This is a genomic window from Arthrobacter sp. CAN_C5 (assembly GCF_017875735.1).
Taxonomy (GTDB): Bacteria; Actinomycetota; Actinomycetes; order Actinomycetales; family Micrococcaceae; genus Arthrobacter_D.
This window is the reverse complement of sequence record NZ_JAGGMZ010000001.1, coordinates 76,349-93,790: the sequence shown is the minus strand read 5'-3', so window position 1 is coordinate 93,790 and position 17,442 is coordinate 76,349. Positions and strand designations below refer to the sequence as shown.

Genomic DNA, 17,442 nt, shown 5'->3' with positions numbered 1-17,442 from the left:
CCCCACCTCCCTGTGGGCTCCAGCATAGTGGTCGGTGCGCCCGGTTCGGTGGAGTCAGGGCAGTGGAACCGGCTCGACGTCGTTCGCCCGGTCAAGCGGCGGGGTACCGTCCGCTGGTGCCCGCAATTCATCGACCCGCACCATCACCACTCCCCCGACAATCAGCAGTCCGCCGAGGAGCTGGATCGGGCCGGGCAGTTCGCCGAGCATGAGCCAGGACGCGAGCACCGCGAACATCACCTCGGTGAGCCCTACAAAGGAGGCCACCTTTGATCCGAGTTGGCGGGCGGCGAGGATGCCGGTGAAGTAGGACACCACCGTGGAGATCAGCACCAGGCCAAGCACCGGCACCAGCCAGCTGGTTTCCCACCCCGCGAGGGTCACGTCGCGAAACTCGAAGGCGAAGTCCATGATGCCGGCCAGCCCCATCAAACCGATGGCGACCGCGCCCACCACCATGCCACCGCCGGCCATGACCAGCGGGGGCAGTCCGTCGTCGGCGCGGGCGGACATCAGGAAGAACACCGCGAGGCAGACCGCGGCTGCAAGTCCAAAAAGTACACCGATGGGGTCCAGCCGCTCATCGGCGGTGAGATCGAGCACCAGAAGCAGGCCGAGCATCGCCGTCACCGAGCCGGCGGCGGTGAGGCGTCGCGGCGCCTTGCGGCTGCGGGCCCACAACCAGCCCACGATCAATACCGGTGCCAGATACTCCAGCAGGAGGGACACCCCCACCGACATCCGTTGGACGGCGCTGAAGTAGAAGAACTGGCAGAGGGCAATAGCCGTGACCCCGTAGATGATCAGGGTCAGCGAACTGCCGCGCAGTGCCGTCCATCGTCCACGCAGGGCAAGGAGCACCGGGATCAGCAGGACGAGGGCCGCGCCGCCGATGCGTGCACCCACCGCGGCGCCCGGGCTCCAGCCGATCTCCAGCAGGGACTTGGCAAACGGCCCGGACACGCCGAAGGCCGCCGCTGAGATGACCGCGAACCACAGGCCCGCCGCTGCACCATTCTTCATCCCAAACCTCCGCCGAAACCGTTAGTGTCATGACCAAAATATAGCTATGGTAGTGACAGTAGACCCGAACAATGTCAGGAGTCAACATGGCCTTTGCCAATGACACGGAGATTGCCTTGATCTCTGCGGCCGCCCTCATCAACACCGGGAAAGAGGACCCCGATCAGCTGACCACCCTGGCTGATCTGGACCGGTTCCTCACCGAACAGGACTTCTCCGGTTCGCGGGCGCGGACCGGAGACGAACTCGGTGCGGTGCTGCGTCTGCGCGCGGAGCTGGAAGAGGTCTGGACGTCCTCGGAGGACGACGCCGTGGTCCGCGTCAACCGGATTCTCAGCGACGCCAGGGCCCTTCCCCGCCTGGTCCGTCATGATCACTGGGACTGGCACCTGCACGCCACCGGCCCCGAGGCCCCGCTGGAGGACCGGATGGCAACGGAGGCGGCGATGGCACTGATCGACGTCATCCGGACCCACGAAATGGACCGCCTGCGGATCTGCGCGGCCGAGGACTGCAGCGCCGTCGTCCTGGACCTGAGCCGCAACCGTTCCAAACGGTTCTGCGACACCGGGAACTGCGCCAACCGCACCCACGTCAAGGCCTATCGGGCCCGGAAAGCGGTCGCCGGATAGGCCGTGGCGGGATAAGCTGCGGCACTAGCCGCCGCTGATGCCGGACAGCCCACCAACAAGGCCACCACCAGGCTGGCCACGAGCTTATGCCGCACCTTCCCTGCTGGGGCATCTCTCCAGCTGAAAGGGTTTCCCTGGCCCAGCGGTCCGGGCGCTATTGCCCGATGGTCAGGCGGGAAACCGGCGCAGTTCAGTCCTGGGTGGTGCTGTCCGGACCGCCGCGCGGCGTCCCTTTTGGCTGTCCGTCCTTGTCCACATTGCCAGCACCGCCGGGAATCTTCGCCGACGAGCGGTTGATGCCGGTGCCCTTACCGAGGTGATCGGCATTCGGCTTTTCAGTCATCATCAGCATTGCGCAGACCACGAGGGCGGCGATGAAGGCGATTCCCGCCGCCGTGAGCCCGAGATCGACCCGCAACTCCTTGGTACCCCCACCAGTGGAGACGATCATCGCCACGACTCCGGCGACCGCGGCCAGGGCGGCAGAGAAAATGAGGGGGCCTTTGACGCCCCTGCTGGATTTGGACACTGTTACTCCTTGGGAAAATTGCGGCTGACTTTTCTACGAGGAGTAGAAATACTGCCGGTCCTAGTTTACGGGGTGGACGGCACCCGTCGGGGCCGGGTGACGCACATCATGCCGGTACCCCAGCGACGCGATTGCCAGGACGACGGCGATGATCACCGCCCCGCCTCCGGCCACTCCGAGCAGTGCGTGCGCGCCGGCGCCCTGGAAGATGGGCAGCAGGGCCCCCGTGGCGAGGGTCACTGTACCGACCACGATGAGATCCTTCGCGACCACGTTTGTGCGGCGCTGCCTCAGGCCAACGTAGAGGTCGACGACGCCGGCTATCACCAGGACAAGGGCGCCCGCCTGGGCGAACATGGCATCCGTGTGGATCCACAGGTTGAGGAAGGCACCGACAACCAGGAACCCGGGCGCGATGGAGACGAGCCACCGATCCCCGCTGGAGCGCAGGCCGATTGCCCGCTCCAACCAGGCAGCCGAGACGGCGAGCGCCAGCAGATATATCCCGCCGGCCACCGACAGCACCTGGACTGACGGCTGCACCCAGAAGATCGTGAGCGCTCCGAACGCGGCTGACACCACGGCGCGGAACAGCAGGGGCTGCCACACGGCTGCGGCCTGCTCGCGAGGTTCCCGTGGTGGCTGAGCCATGACATCGTGCTGTGCGGCACCCATGCGCAGACCTCCGGTTCGATGTCGGACCGATCGGTTCAGTCCCGGACACCCCAGTTTATCCCCGTCACGGCTCCCCGGATGCTTCAGGACGACCAGCACCGGGGCCGACGCCCCTAGCTCGCGCCCGTGACCATCCAGCGATCATTCCGGACCCGCCATGCCAGCGTCCCGGCACGCGCCGCCATGTAACCGACACCAAACGCCAGCCACAGCCAGACGATGCCGGCCGGCCCGGAAAGTCCGGCATTGAACACCCAGACCAGCAGCGGCAGGTACAGCAGCAGATTCACCACCCCGGCAATCGCCAGGTACCGTGCATCTCCAGCACCGATGAGAACCCCGTCGAGCACAAACACCAGCCCACAGATTGGTTGCGAGGCCGCGAGGACGAACAGGCCCGCGGCGAGCGCAGCCTGCACCGACTGGTCGGTGGTGAAGATCCAGCCGACAAACGGCGCTGCCAACGCCAGGACCGCACCGGTGATGACGCCGAACCCCAGCCCCCACAGGATCATTCGCCGGGTCAGCGCCTGTGCCAGGGGCGTGTCACCGGCACCCAGCTCCTTGCCGATCAGTGCCTGCGCCGCGATGGCGAGCGCGTCGAGGGCAAACGCCAGGAAAATGAAGATGGTCATCACCAACTGGTGGGCTGCGAGGGAGACCGAGCCCTGCGCCGTCGCGACGAACACCGTCGCCAGGATGGCGATCCGCAGGCTCATGGTGCGGAGCATCAGCCAGGATCCAACCCGCGCCGTCGCCCGCAGTCCGTGCCAGGACAGCCGAAGCGGAACATGGTTCGTCCTAGAGAGGCGATAGACGATGGTCAGGTAGACCGCCGCCATCCCCCACTGGGTGATGCTGGTTCCCAGTGCCGATCCCGCGACTGAAAGGCCCATCCCGTAGACCAGCAGAAAGTTCAATCCGATATTCACGGTGAACCCGACGCCCGCCACCAGCAGCGGGGTCTTGGTGTCCTGCAGCCCGCGGAGCACACCGGTTGCTGCGAGCACCACCAGCATCGCGGTCAGGCCGGGCATTGAGTAGCGCAGGTAATCGACGGCAAAGTCGTGCACCTGCCCTTGGGCACCCATCAGCGAGGACAACCCGGGGGCAAGGATCCAGCCCGCGGTGGAGAGGAGAACGCCGAGCACCAGGGCCAGGCCGATACCGTCCCGGCCAGCAGCTACCGCATCCTGGAGCCGGCCCGCCCCCAGGAAGCGGGCCACGGCCGGCGTGGTGGAGTATGCAAGGAAGACCATCAGGCCGACGGCGGTGTGCAGCACCGTGGACGCCAGACCCACGCCAGCCAGTTCATTGACCCCCAGATGCCCCACGATGGCAGAGTCGGCCAGCAGGAAGAGTGGCTCAGCGATCAACGCACCGAGGGCAGGCACAGCAAGGTGCAGGATGCGTCGGCTGAGTTCACGCGTATCGGGGAGGGTGGTGCTCACAAGGCCACCCTATGCCTTGCCCCGGACAGTCTGCGCGCCGGTGGTCGGACCCCCTCGTCGGGGCTCAAACGTCAGGGTCGGCTAGGCTGAAGGTAGAGGCACCACCGTCGGACAGGGAGTCCACATGAAAAAAGAAGTCTGGTTCTACATCGGCGGTCTCGTCGCGTTCTTCCTCAGCACCCTCTTCATCCCGCAGGGCATCTCGGACTTCGCACGGGCGGCAGCCCTCAATGAGCCGGTCCCCTCCGGTGCCGGATTGAACCTGGCGGTCGGCGCCGTCCTGGTCGCCACTGCGATTACCCTCCTGGCAAGCGGCTACGTGATCCGTCGGAGACAAGTCACCGCCACCCGGACCTATGGCAGCGACGACCCGGATGAAATCACCCGCCAGCGCCCCACCCAGGGCTATACGAACCGCCCGGAGTGGATGAACCGGCCCACCAACCACATGGGTGATAACACGGGTCATAAGCGGGACTAGATTCCCTTCTCGACCATCTCAAGGAGCCGCTGCGCGGCTACCAGCCGCTGATCTGTGTCCAGTCCACGCAGCGGGCCATCGATCACCAGCATTGCCAATCCGTGGACGGATGACCACGCCACGAATTCGGCCCCCGCGCGCCGGTCGGCGGCCAGCGCCCCCGCGTCCACCAGCGCATCCAGGGCGTCGGACAGCAGCTGAAAGGGGGTCCGGCCATGCGGCCCCGCGGAATCCCCGGCTGAGGCGTCCCGCAGATCAACGTGGCTGGCGAAGGCCGTCCTGAACAACCCCGGTTCGGTTTGGGCGAAACGAAGGTATCCGGCACCTACGGCACGGAGCCGGGCCCGGGCGAGCGTCGCATCGTTCTGGCGAGCGCCGTCGTCGCCGGCTATCGCGGACAGCTCATCCTCCATGGCCGCCGCCAGCCTTGACTGGGCGGCAAGCGATACAGCCCACAGCAGCGCACCCTTGTCAGTGAAGTGACGGTAGGCGGCGTTTGGAGTGACTCCTGCGCGGCGGGTCACTTCCCGGAGGACGACGGCGTCCGGCCCGCCCGCACGTGCCAGATCGGTGCCCGCGTCGATCAGGGCCCGGCGAAGGTCGCCATGCCGGTAGGTGGTGCGCGGGCTGGACTGCTCGGTCACGGGGTCTTTGGCCTTACCTCGGATGACTGTAAGTGAACACTGTCTACAAGTTTGTCATGGAGCCCACTGGACTGGTCAAGGACCGCAGTTCATCCGCCAGGTTCGCCAGCGCGGCTTCCTGCCACAGCCGTTGGGCCGGGGCGGTGCGGTACAGCTGGTCCATGACGAGGAGCCGGCGCACGACGTCGACCCTCCCTACCGCGAAGTCCGTGTCGGACACGTGGGCATATTCCTGTCGCACTGCGGCAACGTACCGCCCGTAGCCGTTTACGGACCTCCCGAGTACGGCCAGGTCCGCATCGCACAGTAGCTCACCCGCCCGGTCACCCCGAGCCGGGTTGTGCGACGCCGTGAGTCGGATCAGGCGGACCACCTCCGCCACCTCGGCTGCAGGTATCCGGCCCGTCAGCCACTCTTCGGCCAGCGCAGCTGAGGCACGCTCATCCTCCCCAGCCACGCCGTCGTACACGGCGTCATGGAACCAGGCAGCGAGGCGCACCTGGCGGCGAACCGATCCGTCGTCGTCGGGCAGGAAGATCGCATCGAGCGCCTCCAGCACGTCCAGGAGGTGGGAGGGGGTGTGATACCGGCGATGCGCCTCGGACCATCGGTTGACGAGGGACTCGCCGAGCCCCGGGCTGTGCGGGGCGAGCACAGCCCACCGCGCAAGCAGTGCCCGTCGCAGACGCGGCGCGCGCTGCCGGGCAGGGATCCGCAGCCCGCTGGCGATCAGGATGCGCGTCAGGGTGCCGCAGTCCACCTCCTTCGCCCCCAGGGCCACCAGTTTCCGGTAGCGGCGGACGGGGACGTCATAGTGGTCGCCGTCGAACGCCCGATCGGCGATGCCGGCAGCGGCGGCAAAGGAGTGGAGTTCGGCAAGTGAGGTGTCGGAGACCAGGTGGGAGAACTCGGTCCCATGGGCCGGCCACAGCGGGGGATCAATGTAGATGGCCATCGATCAAGCCTACCGGCGGATATCCCGAACCCCCTGGAATAGCTCGGGCCTGGCAGGAAGTTCGACCGGTGAGCACCGGTCCGGAAAGCTATATACAGGGTCCTGCGGCTGTGCCATTGTTTACGGTGTTCACATCAGTTATCCACTGAACCGAGGACCCCATGACGACAACACTGCTGGCCATCGGCACCAAGAAGGGCCTGTGGCTTGCCACCAGCACCGATCGCGAATCCTGGACGCTGTCGGAGCCGCACTTCCTCATGCAGGAGGTCGCCAGCGTCGGCATCGACACCCGCGAGGACCGGACCCGCATCCTCGTGGGGGTGCTCTCCTATCACTGGGGTCCAACGGTGGTCTACTCCGACGACCTGGGAGCCACCTGGTCCGAACCCGAGCAGGGTGCCATCAAATTTGAGAGCTCCGATGACACCGCCGTCGAGCGGATCTGGCAGCTCCAGCCGGACTCCGCTGGCCGCCCGGGCGTAGTCTGGGCTGGCTGCGAACCCATCTCGGTCTGGAAGTCGACCGACTACGGTGAACACTTTGAGTTGAACCGCGGCCTCTGGGACCATCCGCATCGTTCCGAGTGGGGCGCCGGTTTCGGCGGTGCCGCGGCGCACTCGGTGATCCCGAGCCCCGTCAGCGACACGGTCCACGTGGCCATGAGCACCGGAGGCGTGTACCGCTCCGACGACGGCGGTGTGTCCTGGGCGCCACGGAACAAGGGGATCTCGGCCTACTTCATGCCCGAACCCACCCCGGAATTTGGTCAATGCGTGCACAAGATTGCCCGGGACGCCGTTGCACCGAACCGCCTGTACGCGCAGAACCACCACGGGGTGTACCGCTCCGACGACGGTGGAGAAACCTGGGAGTCGATCGCTGACGGGCTGCCCGCGGACTTCGGGTTCGTGATGCTCACCCACCCCCGCCGCAGCGGCACGGCGTGGGTGATCCCGTTGAAGGCCGACGGGGAGCGCATCCCGCCGGAGGCGAAGCTCGCGGTCCACCGCACCGACGATGCCGGATCCTCCTGGACCCGCCAGGACCGGGGCCTGCCCGACAACGAGTACAACGCCGTGCTGCGAGACGCTGCCGGCGTGGACACACTGGAGCCGGTGGGCGTGTACTTTGGCACGCGCGGTGGCAGCGTCTACGCCAGCAACGACGAAGGCGACTCGTTCAGTGAGGTGGTCTCCCACTTGCCGGACGTGCTGTGCGTCCGTGCCGCAGCCGTCGTCGGCGCCTAGGATGGCCAGCCCGACCAGCGAGGTGACAGTGCTGATCCCCACCCTCCTGCGACCGCTGATTGGCAACCGTTCGACGGTTCCGGTGTCCGCAGCGTCCGCGGTCCCGTTGGCCCGGCTGCTCGACGATCTACACGAGGGGTATCCGGTGTTCGCCCGGCGGATCCGGGATGAGACAGGGGCCCTGCGCCGGTACGTCAACGTGTACGTGGACGGCGAAGACGTGCGCCACCTGGAAGGCCTCTCGACTCCGGTTCCGCCCGGTGCCGAGGTAATGATCGTGCAATCGGTCGCCGGCGGGTAGCAGGACGGGTCACCTGTCGGTCCACCCGTTCTCGCCGGCCGTGATCGACGGGCTGCGTCCCTCTCTGGACGGTTTCGCCCTCTCCAGGGGCGCCGTCCGGTTCACCCCGGAAAGCCCACTTCCGGACCAGGCGGTCGGGGAGTTGGTGCTGGCACGACGGGCGAAGATCCGAGGTATCCCTTGATCCGTCTGGTGTGGCGGCTCGAGCTGAGGGAACCCCCTGGTCTACGCTTTGCAGGTATACCGTCCACGCCAGCAAGGAGCCGCGCACACCATGACCCGAACTTCAGGGCCACTTGGTCAGCTGGGCGGCAGGTTTCAAACCGCGGTTGACGCGCTCCGCACGCAACTGTGGCCCTTGCCGGTCTTCGCCGTCCTGGTGGCTATTGGCCTGGGGGTCTGGATTCCCACCGTCGACGATGCGATCGGCTCCGACATGCCATCGAGCGTCTCCTACTTCCTCATCAACGGCGGACCGGACGCCGGACGGGCCATCCTGGAGGCGACCGCCGGTTCACTCATCACTGCGACCTCGTTGACCTTCTCCCTGACCGTTGTCACCCTGCAGTTGGCCAGCAGCCAGTTTTCCCCTCGCCTGCTGCGCACCTTCACGGGTGACCGAGTGGTGCACGCAACGCTTGCCTTGTTTCTCGGCACGTTCGCCTACGCACTGACGGTGCTGCGGACGGTGCGGTCCGGTGACGACGGTGACGAGCCTTTCGTGCCCCACCTGGCCGTCACCCTGGCCTTCCTCCTCGCGATCGCCAGCATCATCGGCCTGGTCTTTTTCCTGGCCCATCTGGCGCGCGAGATCAGGGTCGAAACGATCATGCGCAAAGTGCACCAGGAAACCTCCGGAACCATTCGGCGGGTGTACCGGGAGGAGCGGGGCGCGCAGCCCCCGGTGCTCCCGGTAGCTCCCCACGCAGCGGTATGGATTGGTGCACCGCGCTCGGGCTTCCTCACCGGCATCGAGGAAGAAACCCTCCTCGCGGCGGCGGTCAAGCATCGGGCGATCATCAGGGTCGACGCGCAGGTTGGCTCGTCCCTGGTCGAGGGTATTCCCGCCGCGGCGGGCTGGGTGCGCAGCGGCGAGCCCAGCATGGGGGCGGAGACGGTTCACGAGTTCCGCGACGACGTCGCCGGCGCGTTCACCTGCGGGTTCGAGCGGACGGCCGTGCAGGATGTTGCCTTTGGATTCCGGCAGCTCATCGATGTGGCAGCGAAGGCCCTGTCGCCGGGCATCAATGACCCCACTACCGCGATCCACGTCCTCGGCCACACCTCAGCCCTGCTGTGCGAACTCACCCAGCGGGATCTCGGCCCGCGCGTGCTGCACGACGACGACGGCCTGGTCCGGGTGATTCTCGACCGGCCGGATTTCGCCGCCTTCCTGAATATCACCCTCGACCAGCCGGTCCTGTATGGAAGAGCCGACCCCGCGGTGCTGGACCGGGTACTCAGCCTGCTGCAGGAGGTCGCCTGGCATGCCTCGGCGGAGGACCAGCCTGCCATCCGGGAGCAGCTACAACGGGTCGTGTCAGCGGTCCAGGAGGAAACCTACCCGGATGCAGTGGCGGCCCACCTCCAGCAGCGGGCGGCCGAGGTCGAACGGGCGCTGGACGGGGAGTGGGCCCCCCGCGGCCCGGTCTCGGGTGGCCGGGCCTAGCGAGCCGGAATTGGCCTGCCGCTAAAAACCGCCGCCACCATCCGCGGCCATGTTGTTGAACCGCGAATAGTGGCCCTGGAACCCGACGACGATGGTCTTGGTGGGCCCGTTACGGTGCTTTGCAACGATCACGTCTGCTTCACCTGCGCGAGGGGACTCCTTGTCGTACACGTCGTCGCGGTGCAACAGGATGACCATGTCCGCGTCCTGCTCGATCGATCCACTCTCTCGAAGGTCAGAAACCATGGGCCTCTTGTCGGTGCGCTGCTCGGAGCCACGGTTCAGCTGCGACAGCGCCACCACGGGCACGTTCAGTTCCTTGGCCAGGAGCTTCAGGGCACGGGAGAACTCCGAGACTTCCTGCTGTCGGGACTCAACGCGCTTACCTGAGGACATCAGCTGCAGATAGTCGAGGACCACCAGCTTCAGATCGTGGCGCTGCTTCAGTCGCCGGCATTTCGCGCGGATCTCCATCAGCGACATGTTGGGGCTGTCATCGATGAACAGGGGCGCATCATTCATCCGCCCCATGGTCGTGGCGATCTTGCCCCACTGCTCATCTTTGATCGTGCCCTTGCGCAGATCCTGCAGCCCGATGGTCGCCTCGGCCGACAGGAGGCGCATGGCGATCTCGTTGCGTCCCATTTCGAGGGAAAAGAAAACCGTGGTCATGTTGTGCTTGATGGCCGCAGAGCGGGCCCAGTCCAGGGCGAAGGTCGACTTACCCATGGCAGGCCGGGCCGCAACGACGATCATCTGTCCGCCGTGAAGCCCCTGCGTGAGTTCGTCCAGTTCAAAGAAACCCGTCGGGACACCGGTCATGCCCTCGCCGCGGTGCCCCGCCGACTCGATCTCGTCGACGGTGCTCTCGATGATGTCTTTCAGCGCCACGTAGTCCTCAGCACTGCGTCGTTCGGCCACCGCATAAACCTCGGCCTGCGCGGCGTTGACGATGTCGTCAACCTCGCCGTCGTTGGAGTAGCCTAGTTGCACAATCTTGGTGCCTGCGTTGACGAGACGTCGCAGGACCGCCCGTTCGCGGACAATCTCCGCGTAGAACCCGGCATTGGCGGCCGTAGGCACCGATTGGATCAGTGTGTGGAGGTAGGCTGGCCCACCGATTCGCGAAATTTCGCCCCGTTTGGTGAGCTCATCCGAGACGGTGACGGCGTCGGCCGGCTCGCCCCGGCCATAGAGGTCGATCACGGCTTCGTAGATGCTCTCGTGGGCGGGGCGGTAGAAGTCCACGCCCCTCAACACCTCGACGCAGTCGGCGATCGCATCCTTGGACAGCATCATGCCGCCCAGTACTGATTGTTCGGCAACCAGGTCCTGCGGTGGGGTTCGCGTGAACTCCGGGGACCGGGTGTCCTCCTTGGAATCACTGTGCGTGAGGGACACCGTTGCACTCTCTTTCTCGGTAATCTATCCCGGAACCAGCTGCAGACAGATTGTCCGTCAGCGGTCGTATCCGGCCTGATGACTGATTTCTATCATCTGGTGCGGACAGTTTGGCCTCTGGGATACTCCGCAACGGTAGTGCCGAAGCATCCTCCTGCCAAGCGAGCAATCCACAGGTCCTGTGGATTGCTTGTGGATAACGCGGCGTGTCTTGTGCACAGGATGGGGACAATGGTGTGGATAACAAAATAGTTATCCACTCAATAGCGTCCTGACCTGCGCAAACACTGGTTATGGGCTGTGGAATAAATGTTGCTGGACGCAACGTTCATGCTCTACTTGCGTGTTGACAGATGCCCTCAGAGGCCGTACAGGGGTGGGTTATTCACCAGCTATCCACAGCTCTTGCTACCACCATGTGATCCACGGCACATGTCTTGTATGGGCTGGGACTGGTCTATATAGCCCGCAGCGCACCCTGAACGGGCGAAGATCAGCGACTTCAGACCCGTATATTCCAATTAGAGAATATTTTGAACGGAGGGACAGAGTCGGTCGAACGCTGGGTGGACCGGGGACAGACGGGAAGTACCGGCGTCGTGATGGGATACTGTCCCAACAAACCCGGCCATCGGAGATGGAGGCTACATGGAGCTCCTGGTGTTTACTGTCGTCGTCCTGGCTACCGCGCTGGCCGCGGGTGGTGCCATCAGCTACATCACCCGCCGGGACCGGAGAGCACAAGCACCCGCCCCTGAAAGCCGGACGGGTCCACCCCGATTTCGCCGTCCCGCCCCTGATCCTTCCCCTCCCCGGCCGCCTCCTTCTGAAGGGGCAAGATCCACCGGCAGCCCCACACCGGTTCCGGAGGTGGCCCCGCAACCCCCGGCCGCCGACGCACAGGACCCCGCACAAAGCCATCCCGGGCCGGCTTGTGAGCAGGAGGACGCGGACGCCGCGCGGGAGGCGCTGCGGGCCAACCAGAGGTCTATGGGTGATCCCGGGCTCAGCACCCTTGACCGGGTGCAGGCTTTGATGGCAAGCCAGGCGTTCGCGCTGCATGTCACCGACCAGCCCCCCGACCAGCCCGGGGACGACAAAAGGGACCCCCGCAGTTAGCGGGGGTCCCTCCAGTCGAACTGTGCGACCAGCTAGTGGTGCTGAGTGAACAGCGGTGAACTAGTTGGCGACGACGTTCAGGTCAATGACTGCTGCAACATCATCGTGCAGGCGAACGTTCGCCTGGTAGGCGCCGACCGACTTGATGTGGGCGGGCAGTTCGACCTTGCGCTTGTCGATGGTGCCGAGGCCTGCGGCCGCGACAGCCTTTGCGACGTCCTCGGCCTTGACGGTGCCGAACAGGCGCCCGGACTCACCAGCCTTGACGGTCAGCGTGACCGGCTTGGCGGAGAGTGCAGCTGCCTGCTTCTGGGCATCTTCGAGCGTTGAGTGCTCGCGTGCGACGCGGGCGGCCTTGATCGACTCGACCTGCTTCTCGCCGCCCTTGGTCCAGGTGAGAGCGAAACCGCGGGGCAGAAGAAAGTTACGTGCGTAACCGTTCTTTACCTCGACAATGTCGCCTGCAGCACCAAGACCGGTTACTTCATGGGTCAAAATGAGCTTTGCCATTGGGTTGGGTTCCTTTCCTTAACCGCGGCCTGCGCCGGAGTACGGCAGGAGGGCAACTTCACGGGCATTCTTGATTGCCTGCGCAATTTTGCGCTGCTCCTGCACGGTGACACCGGTCACGCGGCGGGCACGGATCTTTCCGCGGTCGGAAATGAACTTACGCAGCAACGCTACGTCCTTGTAGTCGATGACGGTGACGTCAGCGGCCTTCAGGGGATTGGACTTTGGTTTGGGCTTACGAAGTTCAGCCTTAGCCATCGTGGTGCTCCTTATGTCTGGTGGAGCCCGCAGAACGATTCTGCGGGATGGGAATTACTTGGCGGGTCGCCGCTACCGAAACGGGCGGTCCTGCCGGGTAAGGAAGGGTTAGAAGGGAGGTTCGGACGAGTCCGGACCGTTGCCCCAGCCGGAAGAGTTACCTCCGGAAGAGTTGCCCCCCGCGGGTGCGCCCCATGGGTCGTCAGCTGGCTGCTGAGCCTGCTGGCCGCCCTGCTGGCCGCCGCCCCAACCTGAGTTGGAGTTGTTACCGCCGCCGCTGTTGCCGCCGAAGTTACCTCCGCCGCCACCGCCGGAGCGCTGGGTGCGGGTGACCTTCGCTGACGCATAGCGCAGGGATGGACCGACCTCGTCCACCTCAAGTTCCATGACAGTGCGCTTTTCGCCTTCTTTGGTGTCGTACGAACGTGACTTGAGTCGGCCCTGAGCGACGACACGGGTGCCCTTTGTCAGGGTCTCCGCAACGTTCTCAGCCGCTTCACGCCACACCGACGCGCGAAGGAACAGCGTTTCGCCGTCCTTCCACTCATTGGTCTGACGGTCGAAGGTCCGCGGCGTCGACGCGATGGTGAAATTAGCCACCGCCGAGCCTGACGGGGTGAAACGAAGTTCGGGATCGCTGGTGAGATTACCGACGACCGTAATGATGGTCTCGCCTGCCATGGTGCCTCCTACTGTCACAGCCCACTACGGTGGGCCTGTCCTCATCTGTGAAGCTGAGCCGAAACTACTCGGCTGAGACCTTCTGCTCCTCGGGACGGATGATCTTGGTACGCATGATCGTCTCGTTGAGGCTCAGCTGGCGGTCAAGTTCGGCAGCGATCGCCGGGGTGGCAGTGAAGTTGACTACGGCGTAGAAACCTTCAGCCTTCTTCTTGATTTCGTAGGCCAGGCGACGACGTCCCCACAGGTCTACCTTGTCTACGGTGCCGCCGCCGTTGCGGACGACATTCAGGAACTTCTCGAGCGAAGGCTCGACGGTACGTTCCTCGACATCGGGGTCGATGATTACCATCAATTCATATGCACGCATTTGTGAACCCACCTCCTCTGGGCTAAACGGTCACGGTCTTTCCGTAACAGGAGGTTCTATTTGCGTTGACCTGCCTGACGCGTCGTCCCAAAACGGGCACCGGCATCAGCACAGACTTATCAATGTTACCGGAGAATCGCCGTCGGGCCGAACCGTGTGGATAACTGCTAGGCGGGGAGACTGAAGAACAGTTCGGTTGCGGTGGCCAGACGGTGGGGGTCCAGCGGTGAGCACAGTTCCCGGGCCGAATGCATTGAGAGCAGGGGCGTGCCGACGTCGATGGTCCGGATCCCCAACCGGGTGGCGGTCAGTGGGCCAATGGTCGACCCGCACGGCATCACGTTGTTCGAAACGAACTCCTGGTAGGGCACCTCCGCGTCCCGGCACAGTCGCGCCCAGTAGGCGGCACCGGGGGCGTCGGTGGTGTAGCGCTGATTGGCGTTGATCTTCAGCAACGGCCCGCCGCCGAGGATAGGACGGTTGGCTGGATCATGGCGTTCGGCGTAGTTGGGGTGCACCGCGTGACCGGCGTCGGCCGAGACGCAGAACGATGTGGCCAGCGCCCTCCGTCGCTCCTCGGCGTCTGCCCCGAGCCCGCCGGAAATCCGGTGCAGCACGTCCTCGAGGAACGGGCCGCTCGCGCCGGACCGGGAGGCGCTGCCCACTTCCTCGTGATCGAAGGCGGCCAGCACAGCGATCGGCCCGCCAGCAGACGCCGTCGCGCCGGCGGCAATCAGCGCCACCAGGCCAGCGTGTACCGAGGAAAGGTTGTCCAACCGGCCAGCGGCGAAGAACGCGTCGTCCGCACCGAAGATACTGCCGGGCTGGGTATCGGCGACGACGACGTCGTACCCGCCAACGTCGTCGGCAGCAATGCCCGCGGTGTCGGCCAGGAGTTCCAGAAGGTCAGCGTCACGCGGGTCGCCCACCCCCCAGACGGGGTTCATGTGCTGCTGCTTGTCCAGGGTGAGCCCGTCATTGACCGTGCGGTCCAGGTGGATTGCCAGCTGGGGGAAGCGCAGCAGGGGTGGGGTAGAGACGAGGTGCTCGGCCCCGTCGTGGGTGACCAGTCGGCCGGCGAGTGCCAACTCCCGGTCGAGCCAGGAGTTGAGTAGGGGGCCACCGTAAACTTCGACGCCGGCCTGCAGCCAGCCGTGCCGCCCCGTGGTGGGCTTGGGTTTGAGCTTGAACCCCGGTGAGTCGGTGTGGGCGCCAAGGATGTGGAAACCGGTCACCGCGGTCGCGTCCGCCGGGGTGACCCAGGCGATCAGTGCACCGTCGCGCACCACCAGATATTTACCGGCCTGCGCGGTCCAGGCCTCGGCTTCCTCCAGGCGCACGAACCCCGCGGCCTCCAGCCGGGCGGCGCCCTCGGCCGCGGCATGAAAACTCGACGGAGAGGCACCGATGTAGGCACCGAGATCAGTAATGTGCTGAAGGGCAGTCATGGACCCGAGCCTACCAAGGCTCAGTAATCCAACCCCTGGCTCGGAACCACCAGGCCCGACTCATAGGCGTACACGACGGCCTGTACCCGGTCCCGGAGGTGCAGCTTGGTGAAGATCCGCCGGACGTGAGTCTTCACGGTGGCCTCGGAGAGGAAGAACTTCTGGGCGAGCTCCGCGTTGGAGAGCCCCTCCGCGATCGCCCCGAGCACTTCGCGTTCCCGCGGGGTCAGGTCGTCCAACAGCGGGTCGGCTGCCGGACGTGCCGCGTGCGGAGGCAGGGACCGGACATAAGTTTCCAGCAGGCGGCGCGTCACCCGCGGGGCCACCACGGCGTCCCCACTGGCAACCACCCGCACGGCGTGCACCAGTTCATCGGGGCCAACATCCTTGAGCAGGAACGCCGAGGCGCCGGCCTGGAGGCCGGCAAACGCGTACTCGTCGAGGTCGAAGGTGGTGAGGATGATGATGCGGGAACAAGAGCCCGATCCAGTGATCAGGCGGGTCGCTTCGATCCCATCCATGATCGGCATCCTGACATCCATCAGGACGACGTCGGGTTTAAGCGCGGCGGCCATCCGCACCCCCTCCGTCCCGTTGGAGGCTTCCCCGACGATGACGAGGCCGTCCTCTCCTTCCAGGATGAGACGGAATCCCATTCGCAGCAGCGGCTGATCATCCACCAGCAGCACCCGAAGGGTGTCGCCTGTGTCCCGGTGACCGTCTGTGATGATGTGTTCAGGTGCTTCTGACACTGTCTGCTTCCCTGCTCGTGGGTTCCCGGTCCTCCGGGATGATCAGTCGCGCATCAACGATCCAGCCGCCGTCGGCGCCGGGTCCGCAGTCAACGGTGCCCGAGTAGATCGACGCGCGCTCCTGCATCCCGGTGATGCCCTGGCCGGTGCCCACCGACATCACGGCCCCCATGCCACCCCGGCCGTCGTCAGTGATCCTCACCCTCACCAGCGTGCCGGTCCGGGAAATGGCAACGTTGACGATGGTGACGCCTTTCCCGTAGCGCAGCACATTGGTCAGGGACTCCTGAATGATCCGGTAGACGGTCAACTGGAAGGTCGGATTTTCGGGCAGCCCGGGCCCTGATAGCCCCACCCGGATGGGCAGCCCCGCCGCCCGGAACCCGTCGAGCAGGGTGGCGAGGGAACCTGCGGCTGGCAAGGGTTCCCGGGGTGCCGAATCGGGGCCGACCCGCAGGACACCCAGCACCCTGCGCATATCGGCGAGGGCGGTCCGGCCGCTGGCCGACAGTTCGTCAAGAACCTCGCGGGCGCGGTCCTGGTCGCGCTTCATCACGACGGCGGCCCCGTCGGAGAGGGCGATCATCACTGACAGGGAGTGCGCCACGACGTCGTGCATCTCCCGGGCAATGCGGTTGCGCTCGGTGGCGGATGCCAGTTCGGCGTTGCGGATAGCCCAGTCTCGGAGCGCTATTTCATGTTCCCGATCCTTGCGGGTGGTAACCCCAAATCCGATTGCAAGAAAATACCACATGAGGACAAAGCCGGTCACGATCCAGATGAGGTATGGAGCCTCGTCGACAAACAGGGCGTCGACAAACCAGAGGGGGGTGATCGTCAGCAGTGCTGCTCCGGCCAGCGCCCAGAGGGCGCTCCGGAAAGGATGCCGGACGGCCACAGCGTACAGGGCAAACCAGACACCGAACCCAACACTTGCCTCACCGTCGGAGGCCATGAGGCTCATCCATTCGAGCCCCATCAAAATTCCCAGGACAATCAGCGGGCGGTCCCTGCGCCACAAGAGGACGACCCCTGCTGTAACGACGGGGATCAAGGCCAGCCATCGATCGGCCACCACTGTTCCGACGATCGCCTGTGGCAGGCTGGCGGCGAGGTAAAGGACCACCACCAGAGCGTCGGTGACCCGCGGATGGCTCCGGAAATAGCGTCTGAATGGACCTAGCCGTCGTGCATTGAGCTCAGTGAAGGCGGCGGCGGCCGTTCGCTCCGTCGCCCCCTCCACCAAGACTTTTTCACTCATTGAGTGAGCTTATCGGTCGGTCGTGGGCCCGC

20 protein-coding genes are annotated in these 17,442 nt (G+C 65.3%); 6 read left to right on the top strand and 14 right to left on the bottom strand.

The features are described 5' to 3' along the window. Positions 1 to 54: 54 nt before the first annotated feature. Positions 55 to 1,023 (bottom strand): DMT family transporter, encoded by a 969-nt coding sequence (locus tag H4V95_RS00435; RefSeq protein ID WP_196867025.1) that lies wholly within the window; start codon positions 1,021 to 1,023, stop codon positions 55 to 57. Between the two features lie 86 nt (positions 1,024 to 1,109). Between H4V95_RS00435 and H4V95_RS00430 the strand changes: the two genes are divergently transcribed. After that, positions 1,110 to 1,655, top strand: a complete 546-nt coding sequence (locus tag H4V95_RS00430; RefSeq protein ID WP_196867026.1) for a CGNR zinc finger domain-containing protein — start codon at positions 1,110 to 1,112, stop codon at positions 1,653 to 1,655. A 190-nt stretch (positions 1,656 to 1,845) separates the two neighbouring features. On the opposite strand, the gene H4V95_RS00425 is transcribed toward H4V95_RS00430, so the two are convergent. From H4V95_RS00425 to H4V95_RS00415, 3 genes are all read right to left on the bottom strand, one after another. Continuing rightward, positions 1,846 to 2,184 carry a hypothetical protein gene (locus H4V95_RS00425; protein WP_196867027.1) on the bottom strand — a complete coding sequence of 113 codons (339 nt, stop codon included), beginning with the start codon at positions 2,182 to 2,184 and terminating at the stop codon, positions 1,846 to 1,848. A 60-nt stretch (positions 2,185 to 2,244) separates the two neighbouring features. Further along, positions 2,245 to 2,859, bottom strand: coding sequence for a hypothetical protein (locus H4V95_RS00420; RefSeq protein WP_196867028.1), 615 nt, complete (start codon positions 2,857 to 2,859; stop codon positions 2,245 to 2,247). Between the two features lie 113 nt (positions 2,860 to 2,972). Next, the gene (locus H4V95_RS00415; RefSeq protein ID WP_196867029.1) at positions 2,973 to 4,310 is read right to left on the bottom strand and encodes an MATE family efflux transporter; all 1,338 of its coding nucleotides are present in this window, start codon (positions 4,308 to 4,310) and stop codon (positions 2,973 to 2,975) included. 124 nt (positions 4,311 to 4,434) lie between these two features. Here H4V95_RS00415 and H4V95_RS00410 point away from each other — a divergent pair, with 124 nt between their 5' ends. Then, positions 4,435 to 4,791, top strand: coding sequence for a hypothetical protein (locus H4V95_RS00410; protein ID WP_196867030.1), 357 nt, complete (start codon positions 4,435 to 4,437; stop codon positions 4,789 to 4,791). On the opposite strand, the gene H4V95_RS00405 is transcribed toward H4V95_RS00410, so the two are convergent. Together H4V95_RS00405 and H4V95_RS00400 are read right to left on the bottom strand one after the other, a co-directional pair. After that, entirely contained in the window at positions 4,788 to 5,435 is a 648-nt protein-coding gene (locus H4V95_RS00405; RefSeq protein ID WP_209728116.1) for a TetR/AcrR family transcriptional regulator, read from the bottom strand. The genes H4V95_RS00410 and H4V95_RS00405 overlap by 4 nt on opposite strands. A 43-nt stretch (positions 5,436 to 5,478) precedes the next feature. After that, positions 5,479 to 6,390: a DUF4031 domain-containing protein gene (locus H4V95_RS00400; RefSeq protein WP_196867032.1), complete on the bottom strand. Its 912-nt coding sequence runs from the start codon at positions 6,388 to 6,390 to the stop codon at positions 5,479 to 5,481. 161 nt (positions 6,391 to 6,551) lie between these two features. On the opposite strand from H4V95_RS00400, the gene H4V95_RS00395 reads away from it, so the two are divergent. The 3 genes from H4V95_RS00395 to H4V95_RS00385 all read left to right on the top strand — a co-directional run bounded on the left by H4V95_RS00395 (position 6,552) and on the right by H4V95_RS00385 (position 9,610). Next, positions 6,552 to 7,640 carry a sialidase family protein gene (locus H4V95_RS00395; RefSeq protein WP_209728114.1) on the top strand — a complete coding sequence of 363 codons (1,089 nt, stop codon included), beginning with the start codon at positions 6,552 to 6,554 and terminating at the stop codon, positions 7,638 to 7,640. 1 nt (position 7,641) lies between these two features. Beyond that, complete coding sequence (locus H4V95_RS00390; RefSeq protein WP_209728112.1) at positions 7,642 to 7,941, top strand: MoaD/ThiS family protein; 300 nt, start codon at positions 7,642 to 7,644, stop codon at positions 7,939 to 7,941. Positions 7,942 to 8,215: 274 nt separating this feature from the next. After that, positions 8,216 to 9,610, top strand: coding sequence for a DUF2254 domain-containing protein (locus H4V95_RS00385; protein ID WP_209728110.1), 1,395 nt, complete (start codon positions 8,216 to 8,218; stop codon positions 9,608 to 9,610). A 21-nt stretch (positions 9,611 to 9,631) separates the two neighbouring features. On the opposite strand, the gene dnaB is transcribed toward H4V95_RS00385, so the two are convergent. Beyond that, positions 9,632 to 11,011: a replicative DNA helicase gene (dnaB, locus tag H4V95_RS00380; protein WP_196867036.1), complete on the bottom strand. Its 1,380-nt coding sequence runs from the start codon at positions 11,009 to 11,011 to the stop codon at positions 9,632 to 9,634. 870 nt (positions 11,012 to 11,881) lie between these two features. On the opposite strand from dnaB, the gene H4V95_RS00375 reads away from it, so the two are divergent. Next, a complete protein-coding gene (locus H4V95_RS00375; protein WP_209728108.1) occupies positions 11,882 to 12,130 on the top strand; it encodes a hypothetical protein in 249 nt (82 codons plus the stop codon). 60 nt (positions 12,131 to 12,190) lie between these two features. On the opposite strand, the gene rplI is transcribed toward H4V95_RS00375, so the two are convergent. The 7 genes from rplI to H4V95_RS00340 form a co-directional block, all read right to left on the bottom strand. Then, entirely contained in the window at positions 12,191 to 12,640 is a 450-nt protein-coding gene (gene rplI, locus H4V95_RS00370) for a 50S ribosomal protein L9 (protein ID WP_196867038.1), read from the bottom strand. A gap of 18 nt (positions 12,641 to 12,658) precedes the next feature. Beyond that, the gene (rpsR, locus tag H4V95_RS00365) at positions 12,659 to 12,898 is read right to left on the bottom strand and encodes a 30S ribosomal protein S18 (protein WP_005273147.1); all 240 of its coding nucleotides are present in this window, start codon (positions 12,896 to 12,898) and stop codon (positions 12,659 to 12,661) included. Between the two features lie 108 nt (positions 12,899 to 13,006). Beyond that, positions 13,007 to 13,579 (bottom strand): single-stranded DNA-binding protein, encoded by a 573-nt coding sequence (locus tag H4V95_RS00360; protein WP_171584819.1) that lies wholly within the window; start codon positions 13,577 to 13,579, stop codon positions 13,007 to 13,009. A 64-nt stretch (positions 13,580 to 13,643) separates the two neighbouring features. After that, on the bottom strand, positions 13,644 to 13,949 hold the full coding sequence (rpsF, locus tag H4V95_RS00355; RefSeq protein WP_019482095.1) for a 30S ribosomal protein S6: 306 nt from the start codon (positions 13,947 to 13,949) through the stop codon (positions 13,644 to 13,646). Positions 13,950 to 14,116: 167 nt separating this feature from the next. Next, positions 14,117 to 15,397 carry a M18 family aminopeptidase gene (locus H4V95_RS00350; protein WP_209728106.1) on the bottom strand — a complete coding sequence of 427 codons (1,281 nt, stop codon included), beginning with the start codon at positions 15,395 to 15,397 and terminating at the stop codon, positions 14,117 to 14,119. 20 nt (positions 15,398 to 15,417) lie between these two features. Further along, positions 15,418 to 16,149 (bottom strand): response regulator transcription factor, encoded by a 732-nt coding sequence (locus H4V95_RS00345; RefSeq protein ID WP_312883891.1) that lies wholly within the window; start codon positions 16,147 to 16,149, stop codon positions 15,418 to 15,420. Continuing rightward, the gene (locus tag H4V95_RS00340) at positions 16,133 to 17,410 is read right to left on the bottom strand and encodes a sensor histidine kinase (RefSeq protein ID WP_209728104.1); all 1,278 of its coding nucleotides are present in this window, start codon (positions 17,408 to 17,410) and stop codon (positions 16,133 to 16,135) included. Before H4V95_RS00340 ends, H4V95_RS00345 begins: the two co-directional genes overlap by 17 nt. Positions 17,411 to 17,442: the final 32 nt, after the last annotated feature.

Excerpts from the sequence above, each read along its gene's own strand:
- H4V95_RS00435 (WP_196867025.1), bottom strand. The coding sequence starts at position 1,023 with ATGAAGAATGGTGCAGCGGCGGGCCTGTGGTTCGCGGTCATCTCAGCG.
- H4V95_RS00430 (WP_196867026.1), top strand. The coding sequence starts at position 1,110 with ATGGCCTTTGCCAATGACACGGAGATTGCCTTGATCTCTGCGGCCGCC.
- H4V95_RS00420 (WP_196867028.1), bottom strand. The coding sequence starts at position 2,859 with ATGGGTGCCGCACAGCACGATGTCATGGCTCAGCCACCACGGGAACCT.
- H4V95_RS00410 (WP_196867030.1), top strand. The coding sequence starts at position 4,435 with ATGAAAAAAGAAGTCTGGTTCTACATCGGCGGTCTCGTCGCGTTCTTC.
- H4V95_RS00400 (WP_196867032.1), bottom strand. The coding sequence starts at position 6,390 with ATGGCCATCTACATTGATCCCCCGCTGTGGCCGGCCCATGGGACCGAG.
- H4V95_RS00395 (WP_209728114.1), top strand. The coding sequence starts at position 6,552 with ATGACGACAACACTGCTGGCCATCGGCACCAAGAAGGGCCTGTGGCTT.
- H4V95_RS00390 (WP_209728112.1), top strand. The coding sequence starts at position 7,642 with ATGGCCAGCCCGACCAGCGAGGTGACAGTGCTGATCCCCACCCTCCTG.
- H4V95_RS00385 (WP_209728110.1), top strand. The coding sequence starts at position 8,216 with ATGACCCGAACTTCAGGGCCACTTGGTCAGCTGGGCGGCAGGTTTCAA.
- rplI (WP_196867038.1), bottom strand. The coding sequence starts at position 12,640 with ATGGCAAAGCTCATTTTGACCCATGAAGTAACCGGTCTTGGTGCTGCA.
- rpsR (WP_005273147.1), bottom strand. The coding sequence starts at position 12,898 with ATGGCTAAGGCTGAACTTCGTAAGCCCAAACCAAAGTCCAATCCCCTG.
- H4V95_RS00360 (WP_171584819.1), bottom strand. The coding sequence starts at position 13,579 with ATGGCAGGCGAGACCATCATTACGGTCGTCGGTAATCTCACCAGCGAT.
- rpsF (WP_019482095.1), bottom strand. The coding sequence starts at position 13,949 with ATGCGTGCATATGAATTGATGGTAATCATCGACCCCGATGTCGAGGAA.
- H4V95_RS00350 (WP_209728106.1), bottom strand. The coding sequence starts at position 15,397 with ATGACTGCCCTTCAGCACATTACTGATCTCGGTGCCTACATCGGTGCC.
- H4V95_RS00340 (WP_209728104.1), bottom strand. The coding sequence starts at position 17,410 with ATGAGTGAAAAAGTCTTGGTGGAGGGGGCGACGGAGCGAACGGCCGCC.